At 61.7% G+C, this 23,802-nt stretch carries 24 protein-coding genes; 18 read left to right on the top strand and 6 right to left on the bottom strand.

Annotated elements, in window-relative coordinates:
* Window positions 1-42 precede the first annotated feature (42 nt).
* The 8 genes from thiC to AMK05_RS24925 all read left to right on the top strand — a co-directional run bounded on the left by thiC (window position 43) and on the right by AMK05_RS24925 (window position 7,368).
* Window positions 43-1,869, top strand: coding sequence for a phosphomethylpyrimidine synthase ThiC (gene thiC, locus AMK05_RS24960; RefSeq protein ID WP_064841991.1), 1,827 nt, complete (start codon window positions 43-45; stop codon window positions 1,867-1,869).
* Between the two features lies 1 nt (window position 1,870).
* Entirely contained in the window at window positions 1,871-2,851 is a 981-nt protein-coding gene (thiO, locus tag AMK05_RS24955; RefSeq protein ID WP_064841989.1) for a glycine oxidase ThiO, read from the top strand.
* Entirely contained in the window at window positions 2,842-3,039 is a 198-nt protein-coding gene (thiS, locus tag AMK05_RS24950; RefSeq protein WP_064841986.1) for a sulfur carrier protein ThiS, read from the top strand. The genes thiO and thiS overlap by 10 nt, the downstream gene beginning before the upstream one ends.
* Window positions 3,040-3,041: 2 nt before the next feature.
* Window positions 3,042-3,815, top strand: a complete 774-nt coding sequence (locus AMK05_RS24945; RefSeq protein WP_064841984.1) for a thiazole synthase — start codon at window positions 3,042-3,044, stop codon at window positions 3,813-3,815.
* 314 nt (window positions 3,816-4,129) lie between these two features.
* Window positions 4,130-4,417: a DUF971 domain-containing protein gene (locus tag AMK05_RS24940; protein ID WP_064841982.1), complete on the top strand. Its 288-nt coding sequence runs from the start codon at window positions 4,130-4,132 to the stop codon at window positions 4,415-4,417.
* Window positions 4,418-4,427: 10 nt separating this feature from the next.
* Window positions 4,428-6,164, top strand: coding sequence for a fumarate reductase/succinate dehydrogenase flavoprotein subunit (locus AMK05_RS24935; protein ID WP_064841979.1), 1,737 nt, complete (start codon window positions 4,428-4,430; stop codon window positions 6,162-6,164).
* A gap of 11 nt (window positions 6,165-6,175) precedes the next feature.
* The gene (locus tag AMK05_RS24930) at window positions 6,176-6,409 is read left to right on the top strand and encodes a 4Fe-4S dicluster domain-containing protein (protein WP_064841978.1); all 234 of its coding nucleotides are present in this window, start codon (window positions 6,176-6,178) and stop codon (window positions 6,407-6,409) included.
* A gap of 2 nt (window positions 6,410-6,411) precedes the next feature.
* On the top strand, window positions 6,412-7,368 hold the full coding sequence (locus AMK05_RS24925) for a HEAT repeat domain-containing protein (RefSeq protein WP_064841977.1): 957 nt from the start codon (window positions 6,412-6,414) through the stop codon (window positions 7,366-7,368).
* Window positions 7,369-7,386: 18 nt separating this feature from the next.
* Here AMK05_RS24925 and AMK05_RS24920 read toward each other — a convergent pair whose 3' ends face one another.
* Window positions 7,387-8,193 carry a Crp/Fnr family transcriptional regulator gene (locus tag AMK05_RS24920; protein WP_082935736.1) on the bottom strand — a complete coding sequence of 269 codons (807 nt, stop codon included), beginning with the start codon at window positions 8,191-8,193 and terminating at the stop codon, window positions 7,387-7,389.
* Window positions 8,194-8,534: 341 nt separating this feature from the next.
* Here AMK05_RS24920 and AMK05_RS24915 point away from each other — a divergent pair, with 341 nt between their 5' ends.
* The 3 genes from AMK05_RS24915 to AMK05_RS24905 are packed head-to-tail and all read left to right on the top strand — an operon-like array spanning window position 8,535 to window position 11,592.
* Window positions 8,535-9,947, top strand: coding sequence for an ABC transporter substrate-binding protein (locus AMK05_RS24915; protein ID WP_064841976.1), 1,413 nt, complete (start codon window positions 8,535-8,537; stop codon window positions 9,945-9,947).
* An 8-nt stretch (window positions 9,948-9,955) separates the two neighbouring features.
* Window positions 9,956-10,750, top strand: coding sequence for an ABC transporter permease (locus AMK05_RS24910; RefSeq protein WP_064841975.1), 795 nt, complete (start codon window positions 9,956-9,958; stop codon window positions 10,748-10,750).
* Window positions 10,747-11,592, top strand: coding sequence for an ABC transporter ATP-binding protein (locus AMK05_RS24905; RefSeq protein WP_064841974.1), 846 nt, complete (start codon window positions 10,747-10,749; stop codon window positions 11,590-11,592). The genes AMK05_RS24910 and AMK05_RS24905 overlap by 4 nt, the downstream gene beginning before the upstream one ends.
* A gap of 78 nt (window positions 11,593-11,670) precedes the next feature.
* Here the strand turns inward: AMK05_RS24905 and AMK05_RS24900 are convergent, their stop codons facing one another.
* The gene (locus tag AMK05_RS24900; protein ID WP_049732731.1) at window positions 11,671-12,420 is read right to left on the bottom strand and encodes a sulfite exporter TauE/SafE family protein; all 750 of its coding nucleotides are present in this window, start codon (window positions 12,418-12,420) and stop codon (window positions 11,671-11,673) included.
* Window positions 12,421-12,659: 239 nt separating this feature from the next.
* On the opposite strand from AMK05_RS24900, the gene AMK05_RS24895 reads away from it, so the two are divergent.
* Together AMK05_RS24895 and AMK05_RS24890 are read left to right on the top strand one after the other, a co-directional pair.
* On the top strand, window positions 12,660-12,917 hold the full coding sequence (locus tag AMK05_RS24895) for a CrpP-related protein (RefSeq protein ID WP_049732732.1): 258 nt from the start codon (window positions 12,660-12,662) through the stop codon (window positions 12,915-12,917).
* 306 nt (window positions 12,918-13,223) lie between these two features.
* The gene (locus tag AMK05_RS24890; protein WP_064841973.1) at window positions 13,224-13,631 is read left to right on the top strand and encodes a hypothetical protein; all 408 of its coding nucleotides are present in this window, start codon (window positions 13,224-13,226) and stop codon (window positions 13,629-13,631) included.
* Window positions 13,632-13,851: 220 nt separating this feature from the next.
* Here the strand turns inward: AMK05_RS24890 and AMK05_RS24885 are convergent, their stop codons facing one another.
* On the bottom strand, window positions 13,852-14,583 hold the full coding sequence (locus tag AMK05_RS24885) for a GntR family transcriptional regulator (RefSeq protein ID WP_064841972.1): 732 nt from the start codon (window positions 14,581-14,583) through the stop codon (window positions 13,852-13,854).
* A 157-nt stretch (window positions 14,584-14,740) separates the two neighbouring features.
* Here AMK05_RS24885 and AMK05_RS24880 point away from each other — a divergent pair, with 157 nt between their 5' ends.
* The 4 genes from AMK05_RS24880 to AMK05_RS24865 are packed head-to-tail and all read left to right on the top strand — an operon-like array spanning window position 14,741 to window position 19,730.
* Entirely contained in the window at window positions 14,741-15,556 is an 816-nt protein-coding gene (locus tag AMK05_RS24880) for an ABC transporter ATP-binding protein (RefSeq protein ID WP_064841971.1), read from the top strand.
* Between the two features lie 12 nt (window positions 15,557-15,568).
* A complete protein-coding gene (locus AMK05_RS24875; protein ID WP_064841970.1) occupies window positions 15,569-16,564 on the top strand; it encodes an ABC transporter substrate-binding protein in 996 nt (331 codons plus the stop codon).
* Between the two features lie 10 nt (window positions 16,565-16,574).
* Entirely contained in the window at window positions 16,575-17,345 is a 771-nt protein-coding gene (locus AMK05_RS24870; protein WP_064841969.1) for an ABC transporter permease, read from the top strand.
* A 12-nt stretch (window positions 17,346-17,357) separates the two neighbouring features.
* Entirely contained in the window at window positions 17,358-19,730 is a 2,373-nt protein-coding gene (locus tag AMK05_RS24865) for a hypothetical protein (RefSeq protein ID WP_064841968.1), read from the top strand.
* Between the two features lie 112 nt (window positions 19,731-19,842).
* Here AMK05_RS24865 and AMK05_RS24860 read toward each other — a convergent pair whose 3' ends face one another.
* The 3 genes from AMK05_RS24860 to AMK05_RS24850 form a co-directional block, all read right to left on the bottom strand.
* Window positions 19,843-20,727, bottom strand: coding sequence for a DUF6030 family protein (locus tag AMK05_RS24860; RefSeq protein ID WP_171899854.1), 885 nt, complete (start codon window positions 20,725-20,727; stop codon window positions 19,843-19,845).
* 321 nt (window positions 20,728-21,048) lie between these two features.
* Entirely contained in the window at window positions 21,049-22,290 is a 1,242-nt protein-coding gene (locus AMK05_RS24855; RefSeq protein WP_064841966.1) for an MgtC/SapB family protein, read from the bottom strand.
* Between the two features lie 102 nt (window positions 22,291-22,392).
* Complete coding sequence (locus AMK05_RS24850; protein ID WP_064841965.1) at window positions 22,393-22,851, bottom strand: pyridoxamine 5'-phosphate oxidase family protein; 459 nt, start codon at window positions 22,849-22,851, stop codon at window positions 22,393-22,395.
* A gap of 124 nt (window positions 22,852-22,975) precedes the next feature.
* Here AMK05_RS24850 and AMK05_RS24845 point away from each other — a divergent pair, with 124 nt between their 5' ends.
* The gene (locus tag AMK05_RS24845; RefSeq protein ID WP_064841964.1) at window positions 22,976-23,797 is read left to right on the top strand and encodes a universal stress protein; all 822 of its coding nucleotides are present in this window, start codon (window positions 22,976-22,978) and stop codon (window positions 23,795-23,797) included.
* Window positions 23,798-23,802: the final 5 nt, after the last annotated feature.

Here is a 23,802-nt window from a genome sequence, read left to right as displayed (position 1 = left end):
TGATTGACTGGGTCTCCAACTTACAACTTGGAGCCTCAAACCATGACCATTGCCGCAAAAAACCTCACCCCGACCGTCACCACCGGCCCGCTGCCGGCTTCGCGGAAGATCCATGTTCCAGGAGATATCCACAGTGATATCCGGGTGCCGATGCGCGAAATCAGCGTCCATCCGACCGCCGGCGAGCCGCCTGTCGTCGTCTATGATTCCTCCGGCCCCTACACGATCGACGGCGCCGAGATCCGTATCGAGCAGGGCCTGCCCCCATTGCGCCGAGACTGGGTGCTGGCCCGCGGCGATGTCGAAGCCTATGACGGCCGCCATGTCCGCCCCGAAGATAACGGCTTCGTCAGCGGCGACCGGCTGACGCCGGAATTCCCGGGGCGGCGCCGGCCGCTGCGCGCCAAAGACGGGAAAGCCGTCACACAGCTTGCCTATGCACGGGCAGGCATCATCACGCCGGAGATGGAGTTCATTGCCATTCGCGAGAATCTCGGCCGCAAGGCCAAGGCGGAAGCGCTGGTGCGTGACGGCGAGAGCTTCGGCGCCGATATTCCCGATCATGTGACGCCGGAATTCGTCCGCCGGGAAGTGGCCGCCGGCCGGGCGATCATCCCCGCCAACATCAACCACCCCGAAAGCGAACCGATGATCATCGGCCGGAATTTTCTGGTGAAGATCAACGCCAATATCGGTAATTCCGCCGTCACCTCGTCGATGGCCGAAGAAGTCGAGAAGATGGTCTGGGCTGCCCGCTGGGGTGCCGATACCGTCATGGATCTTTCGACGGGCCGCAACATTCACAATATCCGCGAATGGATCATCCGCAATTCGCCGCTGCCGATCGGCACGGTGCCGCTTTATCAGGCGTTGGAAAAGGTCGGCGGCATTGCCGAGGATCTTAGCTGGGAAATCTATCGCGATACGCTGATCGAGCAGGCCGAACAGGGCGTCGACTATTTCACCATCCATGCCGGCGTGCGGCTGCATTACATCCCGCTCACCGTCAACCGCGTCACCGGCATCGTCTCGCGCGGCGGTTCGATTATGGCCAAGTGGTGCCTGCATCATCACCGTGAGAGCTTCCTCTACGAGCATTTCGAGGAGATCTGCGAGATTTGCCGGGCCTATGACGTCTCCTTCTCGCTCGGCGACGGCCTTCGCCCCGGCTCGATCGCCGATGCCAATGATGCAGCCCAATTTGCCGAACTCGAAACGCTCGGCGAGCTGACGAAAATCGCCTGGGCCAGGGATTGCCAAGTGATGATCGAGGGGCCCGGCCATGTGCCGATGCACAAGATCAAGGAAAACATGGACAAGCAGCTCGCCGTCTGCGGCGAGGCGCCCTTCTACACGCTGGGACCGCTGACGACCGATATCGCCCCCGGCTACGACCACATCACCTCCGGCATCGGTGCGGCGATGATCGGCTGGTTCGGCACGGCCATGCTCTGCTACGTCACCCCGAAGGAGCATCTCGGCCTGCCTGACCGCAGCGACGTCAAGACCGGCGTCATCACCTACAAGATCGCCGCCCATGCCGCCGACCTTGCCAAGGGCCATCCCGCGGCGCGCCTTCGCGACGACGCGCTGTCGCGCGCACGTTTCGAATTCCGCTGGGAAGACCAGTTCAACCTCTCCCTCGACCCCGAGACGGCCCGCTCCTTCCACGATGAGACGCTTCCGAAGGAAGCGCACAAGGTGGCGCATTTCTGTTCGATGTGCGGCCCGAAATTTTGCTCGATGCGCATATCGCATGACATCCGCGCCGAAGCGCAGAAGGAGGGGCTGGACGCGATGGCGGTGAAATACCGGGAGGGCGGCGATCTCTATATGCCGATCGAGACCTCCGCGCACGGGGCGGACTGACATGCGCGTGCTTGTCAAAGGGGCCGGCGTCGCCGGCCTCACCGTCGCCCGCGAGCTGCATGCCCGCGGTGCCTATGTCACGATCTTCGACCCGCACCCGAATTTCGCCCATGCCGCGTCCTGGCTCGCCGGCGGCATGCTGGCACCCTGGTGCGAGCGGGAAAGCGCCGATGAGGCGGTGCTGACGCGCGGCCTCGATGCCGCCGATCGCTGGGAGGCGATCCTGCCGGGCAGCACCGTCCGCAACGGCACTCTCGTCGTCGCCTCGGCCCGCGACCATGGCGAGCTGAAACGTTTTGCCGGCCGCACGACCGGTTATCAATGGGTTGAGGAGAGCGATATCGCCGCCCTTGAGCCCGCGCTCGCCACCCGTTTCCGGCACGGTCTGTTCTTCCCAAGCGAGGCACATCTGGACCCGCGCCAGGCGCTGTGCGCGCTGAAAGAGCAACTGGCGGCAAACGGCGCCACCTTTACCGACGCAGCGCCGGACGATGATGATTTCTCCGATATCGTCGACTGCACAGGTGCCGCCCGCATTGGGCGAGAGCGCGATCTGCGCGGCGTGCGGGGCGAAATGCTCTATCTCCATACCGAAGAGGTCACCCTCGCCCGGCCCGTCCGCCTGCTGCATCCGCGTTTTCCCGTCTATATCGTTCCCCGCGGCAACGGCTTTTTCATGATCGGCGCGACGACGATCGAGACCGATTCCGACGGCCCGATCACCGCGCGCTCACTGATGGAACTGCTGAACACGGCCTATGCGCTGCACCCGGCTTTTGCCGACGCCGCCGTCGTCGAAACCGGCGCCGGCATCCGCCCTGCCCTGCCCGACAATCTTCCGCGCGTCACGCGGGAGGGGAAGATCGTCGTTTTTAACGGCCTCTATCGCCACGGTTTTCTGCTGGCGCCGACCATGGCGGCCGAAGCCGCGGATCTCGTTTTTTCCCAACAGCCGAAGCAAAGGAACACCCAATGCAACTGATCATCAATGGCGAAGCCCAGACGATCGCCGCCACAACGCTTTTGCAGCTTCTGGCCGCGCTCGACTACGAAGGCGACTGGCTGGCGACCGCCGTCAATGGCGAACTGGTCCATCGCGAGGATCGCGGCCAGCATATGCTGAACGATCATGACCGGATCGAAATCCTGACCCCGATGCAGGGAGGCTGAGCATGCTTGATCTTTACGGACGTCAAATCGCATCACGCCTTCTTCTCGGCACCGCCCGTTACCCCTCACCCGCCATCCTCGCCGAAGCCATCAGGCGCTCTAAAACGGAGATCGTCACCGTATCGCTGCGCCGCGAAATGGCGGGCGGGCGCAATGGCGGCGCTTTCTTCGACATGATCCGAGCGCTCGGCGTTCACGTTCTTCCCAACACGGCCGGCTGCCACGGCGTCTCCGAGGCGGTGCTGACGGCAAAGATGGCCCGAGAAGTCTTTCGAACCAACTGGATCAAGCTGGAGGTGATCGGCAATCACGACACGCTGCAGCCGGATGTTTTCGCGCTCGTGGAAGCGGCGCGCATCCTCACCGGCGAGGGTTTCGAGGTCTTTCCCTACACGACCGACGATCTGGTCGTCGCCGAGCGCCTCGTCGACGCCGGCTGCCGGGTGCTGATGCCCTGGTGCGCGCCGATCGGATCTGCGGCCGGCCCTCAAAACCTCGCCGCACTTCGATCGATGCGGGCGCATTTTGCAGACGTGCCGCTGATCGTGGATGCCGGCATTGGCCGGCCTTCGCATGCGGCCATCGTCATGGAGCTGGGTTTCGATGCCGTGCTGCTGAACACCGCGGTTGCCGGCGCCGGCGACCCGGCCGCGATGGCGGAGGCCTTTGCCAAGGCAATCGATGCCGGCAGGCAGGCGTTCGGCGCCGGCATGCTGGAGCCGCGCGACCTGGCCGTGCCCTCGACACCGGTGATCGGAAAGGCGGTGTTTGCATGAAGGTCGATCGTTCCTGATTGCCGGCGAAATCGCCCGGCATCGGAATTGCTCTCGACCTCAAAGGCTACCGGGCAACCCCGCCTGCAAGGCCGGCTGCGATCAAACATTGAAAGTGTATCGGTTTATATCGGCTGGCAGGCGAGTCCACGGGCTCGCCCGTGCGGCCCGTATTTATCGCTTTCCTTCGCCGACAATGCGGCAGAAACCGCGCCCATCTGGCCCGCCTCAAAGGGCGTGCGACGCTTCCATGGCAATTTATTGCGTGTCTCAGCCCGACGCTTTCTTAGAGTGGCGGTCGATCGACAGGGAAAGCCATGACACCGTTGCAACTGAAGCTGAAACCAGAACGCCGCACGCTTGCCATTACCTGGGAAGGCGGCGACATCTCCCTTCTTCCTGCCTCTGAATTGCGCCGCCGCAGCCGCGCCGCCCAAGCGGTGCGGGCGTCCCTCGACGGGCGCGAGACGAGCTTCGACAATGTCACGGTGACAGGCATCGAGCCGATCGGCTCCTATGCCGTCAGGCTGGTTTTCTCGGACGGGCATGATCGGGGGATCTACCCCTGGCAATACCTGCGCGAAATCGCCGATTCATTGGCTTGAGGAATGATGCATGGATAATTTTGTAGAGGGCCTCTCCGAGGTCGCATGCGACGTGCTGGTGATCGGCGGCGGCACGGCCGGGCCGATGGCGGCGCTCAAGGCAAAACAGCGCAATCCCAACTTGAACATCGTCCTGCTCGAGAAGGCCAACGTCAAGCGCTCGGGCGCGATCTCCATGGGCATGGACGGGCTGAACAATGCCGTCGTTCCAGGCTATGCGACGCCGGAGCAATACACCAAGGAAATCACCATCGCCAATGACGGCATCGTCGATCAGGCGCCGGTCTATAAATATGCCTCGCGATGCTACGAAATCATCGAGGAGCTGGACCGTTTCGGCATCCGCTTCCAGAAGAACGCCAATGGCGACTTCGACCTCAAGAAGGTGCACCACCTCGGCACCTATGTCCTGCCGATGCCGAATGGAGACACCGTCAAGAAGGCGCTCTATCGGCAGCTGCGCCGCGAGCGCATTCTGATCTCCAACCGCTACATGGCGACGCGGCTTTTGACGGCGAAGGACGGCAGGATTGCCGGGGCGATCGCCGTCAACACACGCTCGGCGGAGTTTCTCGTGCTGCGCGCCAAGACGGTGATCCTCTGCATGGGAGCGGCGGGACGGCTCGGCCTGCCCCATTCCGGCTATCTCTTCGGCACCTATGAGAACCCGACCAACTCAGGCGACGGCTATGCGATGGCCTATCATGCGGGTGCAGCACTCGCGAACCTCGAATGTTATCAGATCAATCCACTGATCAAGGACTATAACGGCCCCGCCTGCGCCTATGTCGCCGGCCCCTTCGGCGCCTATACCGCCAACAGCGAAGGCAACCGCTTCATCGAAAGCGACTACTGGTCCGGTCAGATGATGCAGGAATTCTACAACGAGCTACAGTCCGGCAAAGGGCCGGTCTTCCTGAAGCTCAATCACCTGCATCACGACACGGTCGGCGAGATCGAGCAGATCCTGCACAAGGTCGAGCGCCCCTCGCGCGGACGCTTCCACGAGGCGCGCGGCACCGATTACCGCGAAAAGATGATCGAGATGCACATCTCCGAAATCGGCTTCTGTTCCGGCCACAGCGCCTCTGGGGTGTTCGTCGATGAATTCGCGCGCACGACGGTCGAGGGCCTCTATGCGGCGGGCGACATGGCGAATGTGCCGCATAACTATATGCTCGGCGCCTTCACCAACGGCGCCGTCGCGGGAGAACATGCAGCCGACGTCGCCGCCGAAACCGAACTTCCCGACTATGATCGCGAATTCGTCGCACGCGAGCGCGAACGCGTGCTGGCGCCGACGCGGCGCGACGACGGCATTCCGCCCAACCAGTTGGAATACAAGGCGCGCCGCCTGGTCAACGACTATCTGCAGCCCCCGAAGGTGACGGCGAAGATGCGGATCGGCCAGCAGCGGCTCAGCGAAGTCCGCGACGATCTCGAGACTGCGCTGGTCGCCCGCGACGCGCATGAACTGATGCGGGCGCTCGAAGTCTCGTCCATCCTCGATTGCGCCGAGATGGCCGCCCATGCCTCGCTGTTCCGCACGGAGAGCCGCTGGGGCCTTTACCACAATCGCGTCGACCATCCGGAGAAGGACGACGACAACTGGTTCTGCCACACGCTTCTCAGGAAGATCGACGGCGGCATGGTTTCGGAAAAGCGCAAGGTGGAGCCCTATGTCGTTCCGATCGAGACCGAGGAACGGACGGCCTACGACCGTCTGCGTGTTCAAAAGCAAGCCTGACAGGAAGATCCATGCCACTCGCCCTCTCCCCCAGCACAGTCCCGGTGACCGTCGACGATGCCAAATGCATCGCCGACAAGGGCTGCACGGTCTGTGTCGACGTCTGCCCGCTCGACGTGCTGCGCATCAGTGATCTGACCGGCAAGGCCTATATGAAGTTCGATGAATGCTGGTATTGCATGCCCTGCGAAACGGACTGCCCGACCGGCGCCGTCACCGTCAACATTCCCTACCTGTTGCGCTGATCATGAGTGTCTTTGAACCTTTCGAAGCCTTCGGCGACATCGAGACCATTGCCGAACGCCTGCTGGATCCGGATGCCGCCATTCGCCGCCTTGCGGTGATCGAGCTTGCCGAAACCGCAAGCCCCGAGGCCTTGCCGCACCTGATCGACGCTGCCAGCGATGCAAGCGGCGAGGTCCGCCTTCAGGCAGCGATCGCCCTTGGCGAGTTCGATGGCGCCGGTGCTGCCGGCGGGCTGGCACGGCTGGTCGTCGACGACGAACCCTCCGTCGCGCAAGCCGCAGCAGATGGCCTGGCGGAGCTGAAGCATCCGGAGGCCGGCAGCAGCCTGTTGCCTCTGCTCGATCATGCCAGCGCCTTCGTGCGCGCGGCGGCGTTTCGTGGATTGAAGGGACTGCGGCTGCAGGACTCGCTCGGCCCCGCCCTGATTGCGCTACGCGACGCAGACGCGGCAGTGCGGGTGCAAGCTCTTGGCACGATCGCCTATCTCAAGCTCGACTCGACGATCCCGTCCCTGATTGCGGCAACGCGCGACGAGGATGCCGACGTGCGCGCCGCAGCGGTCAATGCCCTAACCTTTACCGCGCAACCGGCTGCGGCCGAGGCGGTCGCGGCGGCTCTCAGCGATGCAAACTGGCAGGTCCGGGCGGCGGCAGCGGAATCGCTCGGCCGCATCGGCCACGGCTCGGCGGTCGAAGCGCTCGCCAGGGCGCTCTCCGACGATTATTGGCAGGTGCAGCAGAAATCGCTTGGCGCCCTCGGCAAGCTGAAGGCAAATGCCGCTCTGCCCCGGATCATGCCGCTGCTCGAAAGCGACATGCCCACCTTGCGCAAGGAGGCCGCGGCGGCACTCGGCGAGATCGGCAACCCCGGCGCCCGGGACGCGCTTGCCGCGCATGCCGATGATCCCGATCCCGATGTCCGCAAGACGGTGCGCTGGGCGCTTACCCGTCTGGGATAGGAAAAACCGGGCGGCGTCTTACGCGCCGCCCTTCGAGACCATCGCCATCAGCAGATGCGGCCGCTCGATGCGGATGTGCCGAGGCGTGACGGTCAGCAAGCCTTCTTTCTGAAAACGCTTCATCATCATCGTCACCCATTGCCGGGTGGAGCCGACCATGGCGGCGATCTGGTCGTGGGTCACCTTCGCATTGATGATGACGGCATGCCCGTCTCGCACGCCATGCAGCTTCCCGAGATTCATCAGAAACTGTGCCAGCCGCTCGATGACCGAGCGGGTGCCGAGCATCTGGGCCATGGCGGAATAGCTTTTGCCCTTCGACGCCAGACCCTGGATAAGACAGAGCGCGAAATTGGGCATTTCGACGATCAGCTTGCGCAGAACGGAGCCGGGCAGAAACAGGATCTCACAATCGTCGAGCGCCTGGCCCGACCAGATATGCGTGCCGCCGCCGGTCATCTCAGGTCCGCCGATGAAATTGCCCGGCGTCCAGTAGGCCAATGTGATCTCGCGGCCTGACGGCGCCGAATAAAAGACGCGCACGGAGCCGCGCTCGATGATGAAGACGCCGCCATGTCGGTCGCCCTGGGTAAAGATCGTTTCGCCGGCTGAGAAGGTCAGCTGCCGCCCGTGACTGCGCAGGGTGGCCCACTCTTCGAGCTTCAGCGGATCGAGGAAATGCGACCCCTCGTCGAGCCCGTCGACCGTCTCGCTGAGAAACAATGACTGCGGGCCTGGCAGGATGACCTGCGGGGACAGCTCGGGGCCTGCGTCGCGCAATCCGCGCTTCGGCTCCGACTTTGCGATTTCAAAATCCAGGCTCATCGTCGATCGCCTCTCTGGTGTCGAATGAGTGGGTTAATAGATATAAAATCTATGGATTATAAAGAAATATAATTGCGTATTCAGCGCTAAAAAGGGTCGTTTATCGCCGCACCACCCGCACGCTTATCCAAACGGCCTGGCGATAACCCTCTGTAACTATTTGCTTAAGCATGGCGATACCCGCACCTGCCTTCAGAGGTCCTATGTCCGGCCAACGACTGGCGTTCCGGCAATGCAAATTAATTGCTTCCGCCGTCACAGGCCTCGCCACATAAATTTGCACGACTGGAATTCAACGATTTTCCCGCCGCGAGGCGACGGGCAATAGATGGGGTGGCACGATGCATTTTCGCTTAACTTTGGCAGCTGCAGCTTTGGCTGCGACCAGTTTCCTCGGCACGGCGCAGGCGGAAACCATTCGCGTCGCCATCGGAACGCAAGACACCACGATCAACACCGCCACCGGCGGCCTGTTGATCCGGGAACTCAACCTTCTCGAAAAATACCTGCCGCATGACGGCAAATACAAGGATGCCACCTACGACATCCAGTGGAAGAACTTTACCAGCGGCGCGCCCATCACCAATGAGCAGATCGCCGGCAAACTCGATTTCGGGGTGATGGCGGATTTCCCCGGCTCCTTCAACGGCCTCGCGCATCTGAAGGCGGGACGCAAGAGCCTGTTCATCTCGGTCCTCTCCGGCAGCGTCAAGGGAAGCGGCAACGGCATCGTCGTGCCGACGGATTCTCCGATCCAGTCGATCTCGGAACTGAAAGGCAAGACGATTTCGGTTCCCTTCGCCTCGACCTCACATGGCCTGCTGCTGCGGGCCATCAAAGCTCAGGGCTGGGATCCGGAAAAGGATGTCAACATCATCGCCCAGGCGCCAGAGGTCGCCGGCGGCGCGCTGAAGGCCAACCAGATCGAGGCGCATGCCGATTTCGTGCCCTTTGCCGAGCTTTACCCATGGCGGGGTTTCGCGCGAAAGATCTATGACGGCTCGCAGGCGAACGGCCCCACCTTCCACGGCGCGCTGGTCGATGCCGATTATGCCGAAAAATATCCCGAGGTCGTCACCGCCTATCTGCGCGCCGCACTCGAAGCCGACCAGCTCATCGCCAAGGAGCCGGAAAAATACAGCGAACTGATTGCCAAGGTGACCGGCGTAGAAGCGGAGGTGGACTATCTCTTCCACGGTCCGCTCGGTCTCCAGACCCGTGACCTGACCTGGAAGCCGGAATACCGGCAGGCTGTCGGCACCGCGATCGAAACGCTGCAATATCTGAAAAAGGCCGATAGCGGGCTCGACGTCGACACATTCATCGACGACCGCTTCATCAAGGCCGCCTTCAAGGCCTCCGGTCTCGACTACGAGGCAAGCCTGAAGAACTATGATCAGCTTCCGCTCGACGCCAAGGACGCGGCAACCGGCGAGCCGATCAAGGATGCGAAGCGCGTCGCCGAGATCTGGGTCAAGGACGAGCCGCTCGTCCGCCACTACGCCACGGCGGAAAATGCCTTCAAAGCCTTGAAGGCGCTCGAAGGCGAAGGCAAGGCCATCCGCGTCTTCTATGCGCAGGATCGGGAGAGCGGCATCAAGCTGCTCGGCAATCAGGCCTGGTTCGTTCGTGACGAAAAGGGCGAGATCGGCGCCTTCCTGCTCAAGGAGAGCGCCGAGAGCTGGGCCAAGGCGCATGGCGGCGCCGTGCTCGATTTCGCCAGCGCCAAATCTTCCGTCGTGGCCAGCAACTGAGGCCGATAATGACGACGTGGACGCACCCTGACTACGGATCTTGGCTGCGCCGCGCGGGGTCCATCGCCATCTGCCTGCTCCTGTGGCAGATGGCCTCCACCCTGCGGCTCGATCTCGGCCTGGTCACCTTCCAAAACGTGCCTTCGCCGGTGGATGTGTTCGCCGCCGCCCTGGGGTTCCTCCAGTCGCCGAAACTCATCGCGCATGTCTCCAGCAGCCTCGAAAGGGTGTTTGCCGGATATGCGATCGCCGCCGTTGCCGGCATCGCCTGCGGCCTGATCATCGGCCGGTCGCGAAAGGTCGGAGATTTCCTCCTTGCGCCGCTCGAACTCCTGCGGCCGATCCCGGCCGTCGCCTGGATACCGCTTGCCGTGCTGATGTTTCCGTCGTCCGAGCTGTCGATGATCTTCATCACCTTCACCGGCGCCCTGTTCCCCATCCTGCTCAATACGGTCCACGGGGTCGAAGGCGTCGATCCGCGCCTGATCGCAGCCGCAAAGAGCCTCGGCAGCACCCGCCGCGCAATGCTGTTCGAGGTCATCCTTCCCGGCGCGGCGCCCAGCATCGTCACCGGCCTTGCCATCGGCATGGGCACCTCGTGGTTCTGTCTGGTGACCGCCGAAATGATCTCCGGCCAATTCGGCATCGGCTACTACACCTGGGAAGCCTATACCCTGCAGAACTACCCTGAGATCATCGTCGGCATGGCGGTGATCGGCGTGCTCGGCATGGGCAGCAGCACCTTGCTGCGTGCCTTGGGCAACGCGCTCATCCCCTGGCAGAAAAAGGAAGCGGCACGATGAACAGCCATCAGCGCCTGGTGCGATCGGAGACCGGCAGGATCGTTGCGGAGCAGGTCTCCATCCGCCTCGGCAAGGGAAAGGCCGCTTTCGAAGCCGTCTCGGATGTCAGCTTCTCCGTCAGGCCCGGCGAATTCGTCTGCCTGCTCGGCCCCTCCGGCTGCGGAAAATCGACGCTTCTCGGCGCGCTCGCCGGCCATATCGATATTGCCGGCGGCAGATTGGATGTCGATGGCACGCCGGTCAGCGGCCCGCACCCCGAACGCGGCATCGTCTTTCAGCACCACACCCTGTTTCCCTGGAAGAGCGCGCGCGACAATGTCGCCTTCGGACCGAAGATGCGCGGCGTCGGCAAGGAACAGCGCCGGCGCGAGGCGCAGAGGATGCTCGACCTCGTCGGCCTCAACGGTTTTGCCGATCGCTATCCGGCCCAGCTATCCGGCGGCATGCAGCAGCGGGTGGAAATCGCCCGAGTCCTCGTCAATCAGCCGCGGCTGCTGCTGATGGACGAACCCTTCGGCGCGCTCGACGCCCTGACGCGGCTGAAAATGCAGGAACTGCTGCTTGCCATATGGGAGCAGTTCCGCAAGACCGTCCTGTTCGTCACGCATGACATCGACGAGGCGCTGCTGCTCGCCGACCGGATCATCGTGATGAAGGCGCAGCCCGGCCGCATTCACGAAGAGATCACCGTCCCCTTCCCGCGGCCGCGCTCGACCGATATCGTCGCCTCGCCCGAGTTTTCGCATTTGAAGCGCCATTGCCTTGAACTGCTCCATGAAGACGGAGGCGCGGATACCCTACCTCGTCTGACGCCGCTCGGCCTTGGGCGGCGACGCTCGTAACCTTATGGATCGTTCGTCAGGTGCGCCTCATTTCGAGCTCTGGCGAATACGCGTATAAACTGCCGGAAGGATCCCCGCTCACAGGTAAGCGCGTGAAAAGAACACCGCCGTCGTCAGCAAGGCGACCGCAAGCGTTAGCACCCGGACGACCGATGCCGGCAGCCTTCGTCCGACATGCGCTCCGATCCACCCGCCGATAACGGCCCCGATCGTCATCGGAATGCACTCCTGCCATACGATTGCCCCGGCCAGTACGAAGACGACGACGGCGACCGCGTTTGCGGCAGTTACCATCACCATTCTTGTCGGATTCAGGCTCTTGATGTCCCCGCCCCCGAGCGCGCTCCATGCCGCAAGCATCATAAGGCCCACCGCGCCACCAAAATAACCGCCATAAAGACCGAGAAAGAATTGAACCGTTGCGAAGGCCAGAAAATTCGGACGTGCCTGCGTCCGGAGCTTTGCGCTGAGCCTCGGACCTGCAGCCAGCATCAATGTCGCCACCAGCAAGAGCCATGGCAGGATCCCATCGAAAATCCTGGATGGGGTCAAAAGCAATAACACGCTTCCCGCCACACCACCCACCACTGTCACGATAGCGATAGGCATTACATTGATGCCGCACACACTCCTGACCCCGTCACGGTAGACCCACGAGCTCGTCATACCGCCTGGAAACAAGGCCAAGGTGCTCGTCGCGTTTGCGGCAACCGACGGCACTCCGACCGATATCAGCGCCGGCAGGGATACGAACGACCCGCCACCGGCCAGCGCATTCATGCTGCCTGCCAACAAGCCAGCGAGGAAAAGAAGAATGATATCGTACATGTTCAGGTCGCTTTAGCCTGCAAATTTGATTTCCGCCGAGACGTTTGTCCGAGATGGCGACTGTAGACGGGTTGAGTGCGCTGACGCTTTACCGCGCTCTCGGTGACGCGGCAATCCTCACCATTACCTCAGGAAACACGCGCTCTCGCCTCACGACTGTCCCAAATTAACCCATTATTTAGCAATCGCTTGCATGCGCGAGCCACCATGTTACCGTCGCTGACATCGTGGGGGCGCGTATGACAATTGAAGAGCTGATCGATTTGCAGGAAGCGGGCTCAAGGGCACGGGTGCTCGGACTAAAGGCTCACGAGAACCCATACCTCGCGGCCCATCGATTGCCCACCGGTGATACCGGCGCTCTCGGGGATTGGCTTGCGCGTCACGACGCGTGGAAGTTTGGCTGGGAAGCCGAGGACGCCAGCCGCGAAGGCAGGATTGAAACTCACTTCAAGGCGTTGATCTCGATTCCCAAACGACGGGCATTCGACGCTTAACGCCCTTGATAGTGGTCACAAGCTGCCGGCTCGGTTTTCCTCCCTGGCGACGAAGAACAAGTGCGCGATCAGACGGACTTCGATTGCCGAGAATAAATTTGTATCGCCCTGGCCGGAGGAAGAACTCCGACCATTCGGCGCAGGCGATAGTCAACTATCTGAGCGGAATTGTGCCTGTCCTGTCATCCCAACGCGGACTCAACTGGGGCTTTTCGGTAAAGGTTTAATTGGATTATTCATCTGCCTTTGCGTGTTGAATGAGATGGTAGCCCGCGAACAAAGGATATCGCACGCTGCGGATTCAATATGAGCAGGAAGTCTCAAATCATTTGGTGGATTTTGGCGCTAGCCGTGTTATTCGGCCAAATCGACAAAGTACATCAAACCTATTTCAGCCCGTCGCCACTTTCGATGGCAGAATGGTTTGATTGGCTGATGTCATTTCCTGAATGCGCAGTTGTCTGCCTCTTTGCAGCAAGAATCCAGGTGGGATCGGTCGTCTGGTGGCGCATCTATTCGTTCATATATCCCATTTATGCGCTACTGGTCGTTTGTGTTTGCGTGCGTCTCTATCTTTTTCGGTATATCCCAGACGGCCATCCCATACCTTACGGTATCGCCTTGGCCGTTGTCGTTTTGATGAAGCTCATGTCATTTCAGGCAATCTGGCAATACGCCCGCTATAATAAAATGCATCGATACGCATCAGCGTGAGATCAGCCCGACAGATGAACATGTCCATTTTTGGCGCCGGTCTCTGTGTTTGAGTTCTTCGCCTGCAACCAACATGATGGGCTGCGATGGATAATAGCCGGCGATTGCCGTAACGACCGCTAAGCCGCTGTGTGAGCGTTGCGCCGCATGCAGCTGCTTGCCGGCTCGCCTTCCATCTGCTGTATATCCGGCTCCGGCACAGCGTCAGTAGCGACGAACGTCATGTAGCCGTCGACCACGCCGTTCGATTGCCGAGGACAAATTTGTATCGCTCGGGTCGGATGAAGAACTCCGACCACTCGGCACAAGCGCCATGATCGAAATATGAGGTCCGTTCGAGCACGAGCAAAACCGCATTCGCGGCTGCGCCGATCAAGGATGAGATGCGGGGCGGCACTGCGCGCGCGCCGATGGCGATCTCTGCGGAGACAATATCGGCGCCGGCTTTGTCCTTGAGGAGCGCATAAGTCGGCCGTTGTTCGGCCGTTTTCAAATCCAGTTCCGACATGACGGCGGGCAGGAGGCTTCGACCCAAGGCAATGGGCTCGTCGTCCACCATGTGAAGACGCTCCAACAGCGCGCATTTTGCTCCAAACAACGAGACAAACGCCGGCGGCGTTTCAATCGCAGTCAGCTCGACGATCCGCATCGTGGCATCGAAGCCCTGCACTTTCAGCGACTCGTGGAAACTGCGCAGGGTATCGATCTGATGGCGGACCTGTTTTCCGGCCACAAAAGTCCCCTTGCCTTTCCTGCGCTCGATCAGCCCGTCCTTATCCAGTTGATCGAGCGCGAGGCGGACGGTGACGCGGCTGACGTCAAAGCGCACCATGATCTGCGATTCCGACGGCAACCGTCCGGAGGGCTCGAATGTTCCTTCGGCGATCTCGCGACGAAGGCGATCGGCGATCTGGAGATACATCGCCACCGGGTTGTTGCGTATCAGGCTCATCTCATTTCCATCGGGGTTAAAAAGACCACGGACTCTTGCAGCTTTGGAACAGCGTTCTCCTTTGCCGCCGGACAAGGGAAGGCCCCACGTTGATAACCTGTATTATAATGTATTAAAACTCAGGGCAATTCCAACCCCAGCTCGTTCGAACGCAAATATGGCATCTGTTTCCCCAATTCGGCAGCATTCACCTGGCGCCACCTTCTCGGTGACTGGCATGGGTTTCGCCTATCCCGAAAGCCGACGCAGCATATTCGAAAAATTTTCGCTGGAAGCCCGTCCGGGAGAATTCGTCGCGATCCTCGGTCCGTCGGGCTGCGGCAAGTCGACACTGCTCAATCTTCTATCCGGTTTCCTGCGCCCGCAATCGGGTCGTATCACCATAGACGGCGCGCCGGTTGCGCCGGAACATTCCGCACTCGGCTATGTCTTCCAGTCCCCCAACCTTTTCCCCTGGCTGAGCGTGCTGGAAAATGTCCGCTTCGGCCTTCGTATGAATCGCCGGGGAACGCCGCAGGAGCAAAGGGCGATCGCCCTGCATTTTCTACGGCTTGTGGGCCTGGAAGAACAGGCGCAAGAGCCGCCGCACCGATTGTCGGGCGGCCAGCGTCAACGCGTAGCCCTTGCGCGCTCGCTGGCGCTTGAGCCACGCCTTCTGCTCATGGACGAGCCTTTCGCAGCACTCGACGCCATGACGCGCGCAGCCCTCAACGACGAACTGCTCCGCATCTGGTCGAGCTTGGGCAAGACCGTGCTGTTCATCACGCATGACATCGACGAAGCGATCTATCTGGCGGACCGGGTCCTCGTTCTCGGCCTGCCTCCAACCGGTATCACGGCCGAAGTGAAAATCGATTTGCCGCGCCCTCGCGACCAGCGAGGCACGCGTGCCAATCCCTCGTTCACAGAACTGCGCGAACGCCTCGCCGAGCAGATCGCCGTGGTCATGACCAGCAATCAACCCGCTACCTGAAGGGGAAATCCGATGAAACGCATTCTACCTGCAGCCCTTTTCGCACTCGCTGCTGCCTGGCCCGCCGCTTCGCAGGAATCCCGGCCGCTTCGTATCGGCTGGGTCCAGGCCATGGCGAACGCGCCGGCTCTCATCGCCGAAGAGAAAGGCTACTTTCGGGAAGAGGGTTTGAACGTCGAGCTCAAGGGCTTTGGCGATGGCCCCGTCATTCAGCAGGCGGTGGCGGCAGGGGAAATCGACGTGGCCTATATCGGCGCCCCGCCCGTCTATCAATGGGCCGCGCGCGGGCTTGAAGCGAAGATCATCGCCAAGGTGAATTATGGCCAGGCAGCCTTGATCGCGAGGGCCGACGGCTCGATTCGGTCGCTCTCAGACCTCAGGGGCAAGAAGCTCGCCGGCGTCAGCAGAGGCAGCGGCATGGACGTGCTGCTGCGCGGCTTCGTCCTGAAGGAGACTGCCGGCCTCAATCCCGACGCCGACCTCCAACTATCGCAGATGCCGGTGGGCAATATGAACGCCGCCCTTGATACAGGGGTCGTGGATGCTGCCTTCTCGTGGGAGCCCTTCATCAGCCAGTCGGTGCTCCGCGGCACGGGCCGTGTCGTCTTCGACGTGAACGGCGCTCTTCCGGGCTATCCATGGTATGTCGTTGCAGCACCTTCAAAGACCTTGAAGGAGCGGCCGGACGATCTCGTCAAGCTGCTGCGGGCCAATGCCAAAGCCGTCGCCTTTCTGCGGGAGCATCCCGAGGAGGCCAATCGGATCATCGCACAGAGTTTTAAGCTGGAGCCCGTGAAGGCCGCGGACGGAACCGTCGTTCCGCCGGAAGCGATTGTCGCCGAGGCCAGGAAACGCCTTGGCTGGTCCGCAGAAATCGAGCCGTCCGACCGCGCCTTCATCCAGCGGCTCATCAATTACTCCGTCGATCTTGGCATCCTCAACAAACCGCTTGATGTCGACGACATCGTTGACGACAGTTTTGCCGCCAAAGCGGCCGCCCAGCGGTGAGATCCGATCGATGAAGACATTCACAGCGCGGCTGCGTTTTCCGCAGCCGTCCTGGCGCTGGGCAGCGCTTCCCTTCCTGCTTGCCGTGTGGTGCCTCGCAGCCAGCAGGGTGCCATCCTATGTGCTGCCACAGCCCTGGGAGGTGGCAGCAGAGGGACTGCGCTGGATCCAATCCGGCGAGCTCGGCCGCCAGTTTCTGGCGAGCTTGTTGCGTGAATTCGGCGGCTTCGGCGCGGCGATCCTGGCGGCTGTGCTCATCGGCGTGTCTGCCGGACTTTGGCGGCCGTTCCGTGAGTTCGTCCAGCCTTTGCTCGGCCTTTTCATGGCCATCCCTCCAATCGCCTGGGCGCCGCTCTCCCTGATCTTCTTCGGCCTCGGCTATCTGTCGATCGCCGTGGTCATCTTCATCGCATCGGCTTTCCCGATGGCCGTGACAATCCAGGAAGGCGTGCTTTCGATCGGCGGCGGGGAGGTGCGCGCAGCCCGCATTCTCGGGGCCAATCGGTTTCAACTGCTGGCCCATGTGTATCTTCCTGCCTCCCTCCCCTTCCTGACCGCCGCATTGCGCATCGGCTTCGCCCAGGCGTGGCGGGCGCTCGTCGCCGCCGAGATGATCGGCGCCTCCCAAGGTATCGGCTGGATGGTCGCGATGGGCGGACAGGTCGGCAATTCGGCGCAGGTCCTTCTCGGCATCACGCTGATCGGACTCACAGCGTGGCTTATGGAGAGCCTCGTATTTCGACGGATAGAGCGCCGCTACGAAAGCTGGCGCGGACAATAACGGATTTCTCCCATGACAGAGACTTTGCAGCACAAGGCGTCTCAAGCCGCCGTGCATTCCCCAGCGGGCCTTGCCGACTATTTCGACACGCTACCCTTCCTCGGCCGTCTCACCTGTCAGCGACCGACGCTGATTGCCGGCGATTGGACCGAATTGGAACTCGTCTATGAGGTTGGCGCTGTCGGCCTTGCCGATGGCGCATGGCTGAAGCTCGCCTTCAAATTCTATTCCGACTGGGCCCTGTTCCAGACGACGGACCCGACGGGCGCCAACTACGTTTCCGCCGAATATCACGCCGGGCCGCTGGTCCCTGGGCAGAGCCCGGCGACAGTGCAGGCGCTGAAGGTACGCTTCGACCAGAAGGGACACGAGCGCCCCTTCCAGAAGGCCATCATCATCGATGTCGTCGATGGCTATATCAATCCCGGCGACAGGATCGTCATTCGACTCGGCGATCGGCGCCAGGGCGGCGCCGGTACGCGCGTGCAGACCTTCGTGGAAAAGGCGTTCCAATTCCGGCTGTTCATCGACCCGCTGGGCAGCTCGAAATTTGCCGAAGTGCCGGGCGACTGCAAACTCGAAATCCTGGCCGGCCAGCCCCACGCCCTTCAGATCATAGCGCCGCGCCTAGTTGGCCTTGATCAATCCTTCGACGCGATCGTACGCGTCGACGACATATGGGGAAACACCTGCCGCGACCGCAATCTGCGCGGCACGCTGGTGATCACCGCTCCAGACGCGACCCAACGCACGGAGCCGATCGCGCTTGCAACAGCGGACTGGACATTCGCGCGGATTTCCGGCCTTTCCTTCACCGAAACCGGCGAGTGGAAACTGGAAGCACGGCTGGACGACGAACCCTTCGTCACCGCGGCCGTCGCCTATATGCAGAGTGAAGAAGAGGCCTTGCGTCCGCTCTATGCGGATCTGCACGTCCATTCCGACGACACCGTCGGCACCAACGACGCAACCTACAACCTCACCTATGGACGCGACATCGCCGGGCTTGACGTGGTGGGCTACACCGTCAACGACTTCAACATCACCGAAAAGAATTGGGACAAGGCCGTGGAGATTATCCATGGCCTCAACGAGCCGGGCCGCTTCGTCTGCTATCCTGGCACCGAATGGTGCGGCAACTCCGCAGCCGGCGGCGACCGCAATGTCGTCTTCCTACGCGACGGTAAACCCCGCTTCCCGTTTGACAAAGAGGGGCGGTCACTTCGCTCTTTCGAATGGAACGAGACGACGGCCGGAACCATCCGACCCGGCATCTGGCCTGTCGACCGGCTCCATGCCGCCTATGAGGACGATCCGGAGGGCCATTTGCTGATCCCGCATGTGGGCGGCCGGCGCTGCATTCTGGATTGGAACCATCCGGAGCTGGAACGGCTCATCGAAATTGGGTCCGCCTGGGGACAGTTCCACTGGCTCTACACCGAAGCGCTCGCGCGCGGATACAGGGTCGGCGCCTCGGCGGCAAGCGACGAGCATCAGGGCCGATGCGGCGGCGGCGCACCGGCAACCGGAACTTTCGGTTCGCGCGGCGGGCTGACCGGCGTCATCGCCGACCGCTTCGACCGGGCCGGCGTCGGCAGCGCACTCCGGGCGCGGCGCACCTTCGCAACCACCGGCGAACGCAGTTTTGCTGTTCTGTCCCAAGGACAGCATTTCATGGGCGAGGTGTTCGATGCCGAACCCGAAAAGCCGCTCTCCTATCGCCTGCTCGGCCAGGCCGGCTGGGAGGAGATTCAACTTTATGACGGCGATCGCCTCGTGTGGAGACGCGATCTGCATGCGGAGACGGGCTTCAGCGAACGCAGCCTGCGCATCCGTTTCGGCGGCGCCCGCATCAAGGATCGCTACCGGGCCGCCTATTGGAGCGGCGCGGTCGCCGTGACCGGCGCGGCGCTTCTCGATGCGCGCGGAGTTGGCTTTGACCACCCCGAACAAAGCGTATGGCGCACCGGGCTCGGCACGCTCGGCTTTAGAACGGCAACACATGGCGATGTCGACGGGATCGAGCTGAAGCTTTCCGACCTGAATAACGCTCACATCACGATTGCCGCCGACCTTCATGGCTACAGCAAGATCGGCGACCCGCTCCAGCCGCCACCGCATGTGCATGCCCCCGAAGCACGGCTTGAGCTGAATGGGAAGGATCTCATTGCCAAGGGCTCGGTCACACTCGATCTGCCGGGCGTCGAGTTGCGCCTGATCGTGGAAAGGGTTACGGACCAACCGCTGCCGAGAGATCTTGCGGGTGAAATATTGCTGCGCGACCTGACGCTCGATCCGGAACGCGAACATCCGTTGTTCATAACGGCGCGCCAGCGGGACCAATCTCGAATTTGGACATCTCCGTTGTTCTTGACGCCTCGGTAGTTGAGGTTACCAGACGCGACGATCGACCCGCAACGTGGGCGGCGACTGTCTGCCGTTTCGACGGCTTGAAGGCGACGGGAGGAGCGAGAGCGCCGGCAGAGGCCACCCACCGTCATTGAGCGCAATTGGCCGATATCGACGTGCCCAAGCTGTTTGCGAGGCGGGGATCTGTTGTCTCCAGCCAGCGCTCTGGCGTAAAATACGTCTTCGTCCTCACCTGCGAATCCGAAGTCGCCTTAAGGCCAAGGACAAAATTGAAGTTATTTCCGCTGCCCGCTTCGCGCGTGAAGCTAAGATAGGAGCCGAATCGTTCATATTCGACATTTCGGAGGTTTTGGATCGACACAAGCGCATCCTCGAAATCGGGCCAGCACGCCTGCTTCACAATGATCTCGAAAATGCGCAGGACGGCCGGGGCGAGACGCCCCTCGGCGTCCGTGGTCGGCCCGATGATCTTGGCGCGGATCTCGACGATATCGCCGATTTCATTTCCACGAACCTTGAGGAAGGTGGAGCTGAGGGGACGCAACTCGTCCCGTTGGTAGATGCGCTGAAAATAACATTCATAGCTGCGATTGCGCATCGATGCGGCTTTCCAATCGCTCATCTCGATGTCGGCCTCTCGAAGAGCACCGCAAATATTCGCACCCGAGACGCGCCACATCCGCAGGAACTGACTTGCCAGTTCCGGCTTCGGGACCTCGATCAGCCGCAGCGGTATAGACATTGGCGGGAGAGGAGAAGGAGCCGCCGTGTCGGGGCCGACGGTTATCGGAGAGGATCGGGCAGCCTTGTTGAGACCTCGCTCTTCAAAGGGCTCGACCGGATCTTCGCTGTGGTGAATTTCACCGTAAAAAACAACGATGCCTGCAAGAAGCAAAACGCCTATCAAAAGCGCGGGCCAAAGCAGCTGGCGGCTGTTGCTCCGCAACAGGGAATTCCAGCGCCGACGCCGGATGTCGCGAGGAGGATCGACTGCTGATAAGCCTTTATCCACGGCGCGACCTCACAAGCAAAATCGGAGCGGATGCGAGTTCGAGCCCAGTCAACCTCGATCCTGTTTGCCACCGGCCGATGTCGGTCGGCGTGCGAACCAAAGCCCTCGCTGGCCACTCCTGCTCCGGTGAGCAGCGGAAGTAAAGACGGTACAGTCTGTCCGACTCACCTTCGACACCGCGAGTGTGAGGTCGCCTGTGTGGGGCGTCAAGCAGCAACCCCGGTGGACGGCGGTCGTTCCCCCAAATCGCGCGGAAGAGCGCCGGCTGCCTCTCAGCACAATCACATCAGCTAGCGTCGCATGTCTGACCCGCACGAGCGATCATTGGGAATTCCAGATGAAAACCATGAAGCCGAAAGCGATCGCCATTGTCGTGGTGGCGGCGTAAAGCGTGGTGAACCGGGCAGGACCGGCGGATGCTGCCAGTATCACGCGGCCAATTGCGTTTGCAGCCATGGCGCCCAGTACCGCGTGGACGACGATGTCCGAAGCCTGGAGGTCGGTCCGGCGTAGAGCCGTCAACACTGCGACGTCGACGTCGAAGCTGCCGGAGATGATCGAGGCCAACAGGACCGCAGAATCCCCCAGGTATGCGACCAGCACTTTGCTCGCAGAAAGAGCCAGGACGTATATCGTCGCAAAAAGGAAAAGCGAGCGGACCTCGAAGGGGTTGCGGGCCGAGACGTCGACGGCGTCCCGCTTGTGTGCCGCCCTCGTCAAGAACACGGCCATGCAGGCGAAAACCACTGCCGCGACCGTTGCCACAGGCGCTATCTTCGGCAGGACTGCCGGACCAACGATCAAGGTCAGCCCAGCCACGCGCAGAATAGACACCGTGGCCGCCAAACACGCAGCTCCGGCAAGTCTGCGAACTTCCGCTCCGTCCTTGGCGGAACGAGCCAGCGTTAGCGTCACTGCCGTCGACGAAACCAAGGCGCCGGCGGCTGCCCCGATCAAAGTGCCCTTCCTCTCGCCGAACAGGCGTACGGTGATATAGCCTGCAAAAGAGATGGTCGCGGTCAAGACGGTGAAAAGCCATACTTCGAAGGGGTTCACCGTCAGTGCCCGACCGACATCGCGGTTAGGTAAAAGCGGAAGTATGACGGCCGTCATGACCGCAAGCATAAGAGCCGACCGCAGCTCGATCCAAGTCAATCGCCGGAGGAAGGCGTGAAGAATGTCGCGGCTTGCCAAGATGGCTGCAAGGGCAGTGCCGCCTGCCGCCGCGGCGACGGGATCGCCATCGACCGCCAGAGCGCCGAGTCCGAAAACGCATAGCGCAGCAATGACCGAGGTGACGCTGTAGTCTTCGTCGTCCCAAGCCTCCCGCAGCTTGAAGAGTCCGAAGACGGCGGCAAAACTCATAAAGCCGCAAGCCAGGAGCAGTGAGGACCCGGTCGCGTTGGCCAAGGCCGCCATTATACCTCCCAGCAATCCCGAGATGCCAAAGGTTCGGATGCCCCCGGTTCTGCTCCCTGCCGGAGAATCCCGCTCCCGCCAGCCCCGTTCCAGCCCGACCAGAAGACCAATGGACAGCGCCAATGCAAATCTTGCAACGACCATGGAATTCAAAAGGGGCCTCCCTGCTTCAGAGCAGCTGTGGGTCAGTCGGCACGCGCAATTCCGCCCGGACGGGTTGCAGACATCGTCGTCTGCGGTCCGACATCAATTTGTTCTGGTTGCGCTCCGACCGGACACGGCCGTAACGGCGATGCCGTAGAAGACATGCGGAGACCCTTCGAGCATTGGAAGTTCGTGCGGTTTCATGGCACCGATTTCCCACCAGTCGGAATGCGCTTGAAGTAGCGACCAGGCGTGCAGTCTTTCGCTTCGCCACGCGTCGCTGTCGGGAAACTCTTGAAACCGCCCCTCGACGACGACGCTCGTCCACCCGTCACCGCTAAGGCGATGTTCGACGTGCAGACAGACCTTGTCATTCGCCCGCATCCAGTCGAGCTTCTTGCCCGGCATCGTGAAACTGTAGGCGACGCCATTGGAAAAAGCGAAGTAGATTGCCGCGACATAAGGCTGCCCGGCGTTGCAGCAGGCGAGATGGCCGAAGCGCGCGCCTTCGAGAAGGCGGTAGCACTCCGCCGGGGTAATTTCCGTCAGCGTCATGGGCATGGTGTGCTCTCCACTGCTAGAATGGTGCGATTATACAAGTTCTTCAGAGGGCTGCTTTGACCAAGCGCAATGCGAAGTTCGGCTCGTGATGCATCATGGCGGAGGTGTAACTCAGGAGGCCGGCATGAAACCGCAATTCCATCTCCCTTTGTCAACTTATCCCGACGCAAGCTCCTTCACCATCGTTGACAACGCGATCGACCTCGCCCGCCAGATTGGCGCCGACCTCCTCGCCAGTATCCCGCAGGTACGGGTCCCGCCGATCCACCCGCGGTTTCCAACGGTGGTCGATGTAGACTCATGGCGGGCGCAAGCGGAAGGCTATAGCCGCGACAGCGGAGCCTCGCTTCGAGAGCATATTGCCGACGCGGTCTCGCAAAGCAGCGTCGAGGTGAGAATTCACGGATTCGACGCCAGGGAGCCGTTCGTCTTCGAGAGCTTCGCGAGAATCGCCAGGAGCCACGACCTGTCGATCGTGGAGGCTTCGGAACTCTCTCGCCAGCTTTCGGAGACGCTGTTGCTCGAGAGCGGCCGTCCACTGATCCTGTTTCCTGCCAGCCGCGTCTGCGGTCGCGTCGATACCATTGCAATCGCCTGGGACGGCAGCGCGACCGCGGCACGAGCGATCTCCTGCGCCCGAATATTCGCCGAACGGCTGACGAAGATGCAGGTCATCTCGGTGATCGACGACAAGCAGATCGACGAGGCGAACCGATCGCTGCTGATAGCCTCGCTGAGGCACTCCGGGTTCGAGGTAGAAGACGTATCGATCGAGGCCGGCGGGGGTTCCCCGGCGGCTGCCCTTCAAGCGGCCGCACTCGAACGGAAGGCGGATCTCCTGGTAGCGGGCGGATTTGGCCACTCCCGGCTTCGCGAGTTTATCCTCGGCGGCGTCACTCGGGAATTCCTGTGCAAGGCTGACATGCCGGTCCTTCTGGCGCACTAGACGGC

Origin of the sequence: Rhizobium sp. N324 (assembly GCF_001664485.1) — a bacterium.
In the GTDB taxonomy this organism is placed as follows: Bacteria; Pseudomonadota; Alphaproteobacteria; order Rhizobiales; family Rhizobiaceae; genus Rhizobium.
Note: the sequence above shows the minus strand (reverse complement) of the source record. Positions and strands in the feature narration are given on the sequence as shown.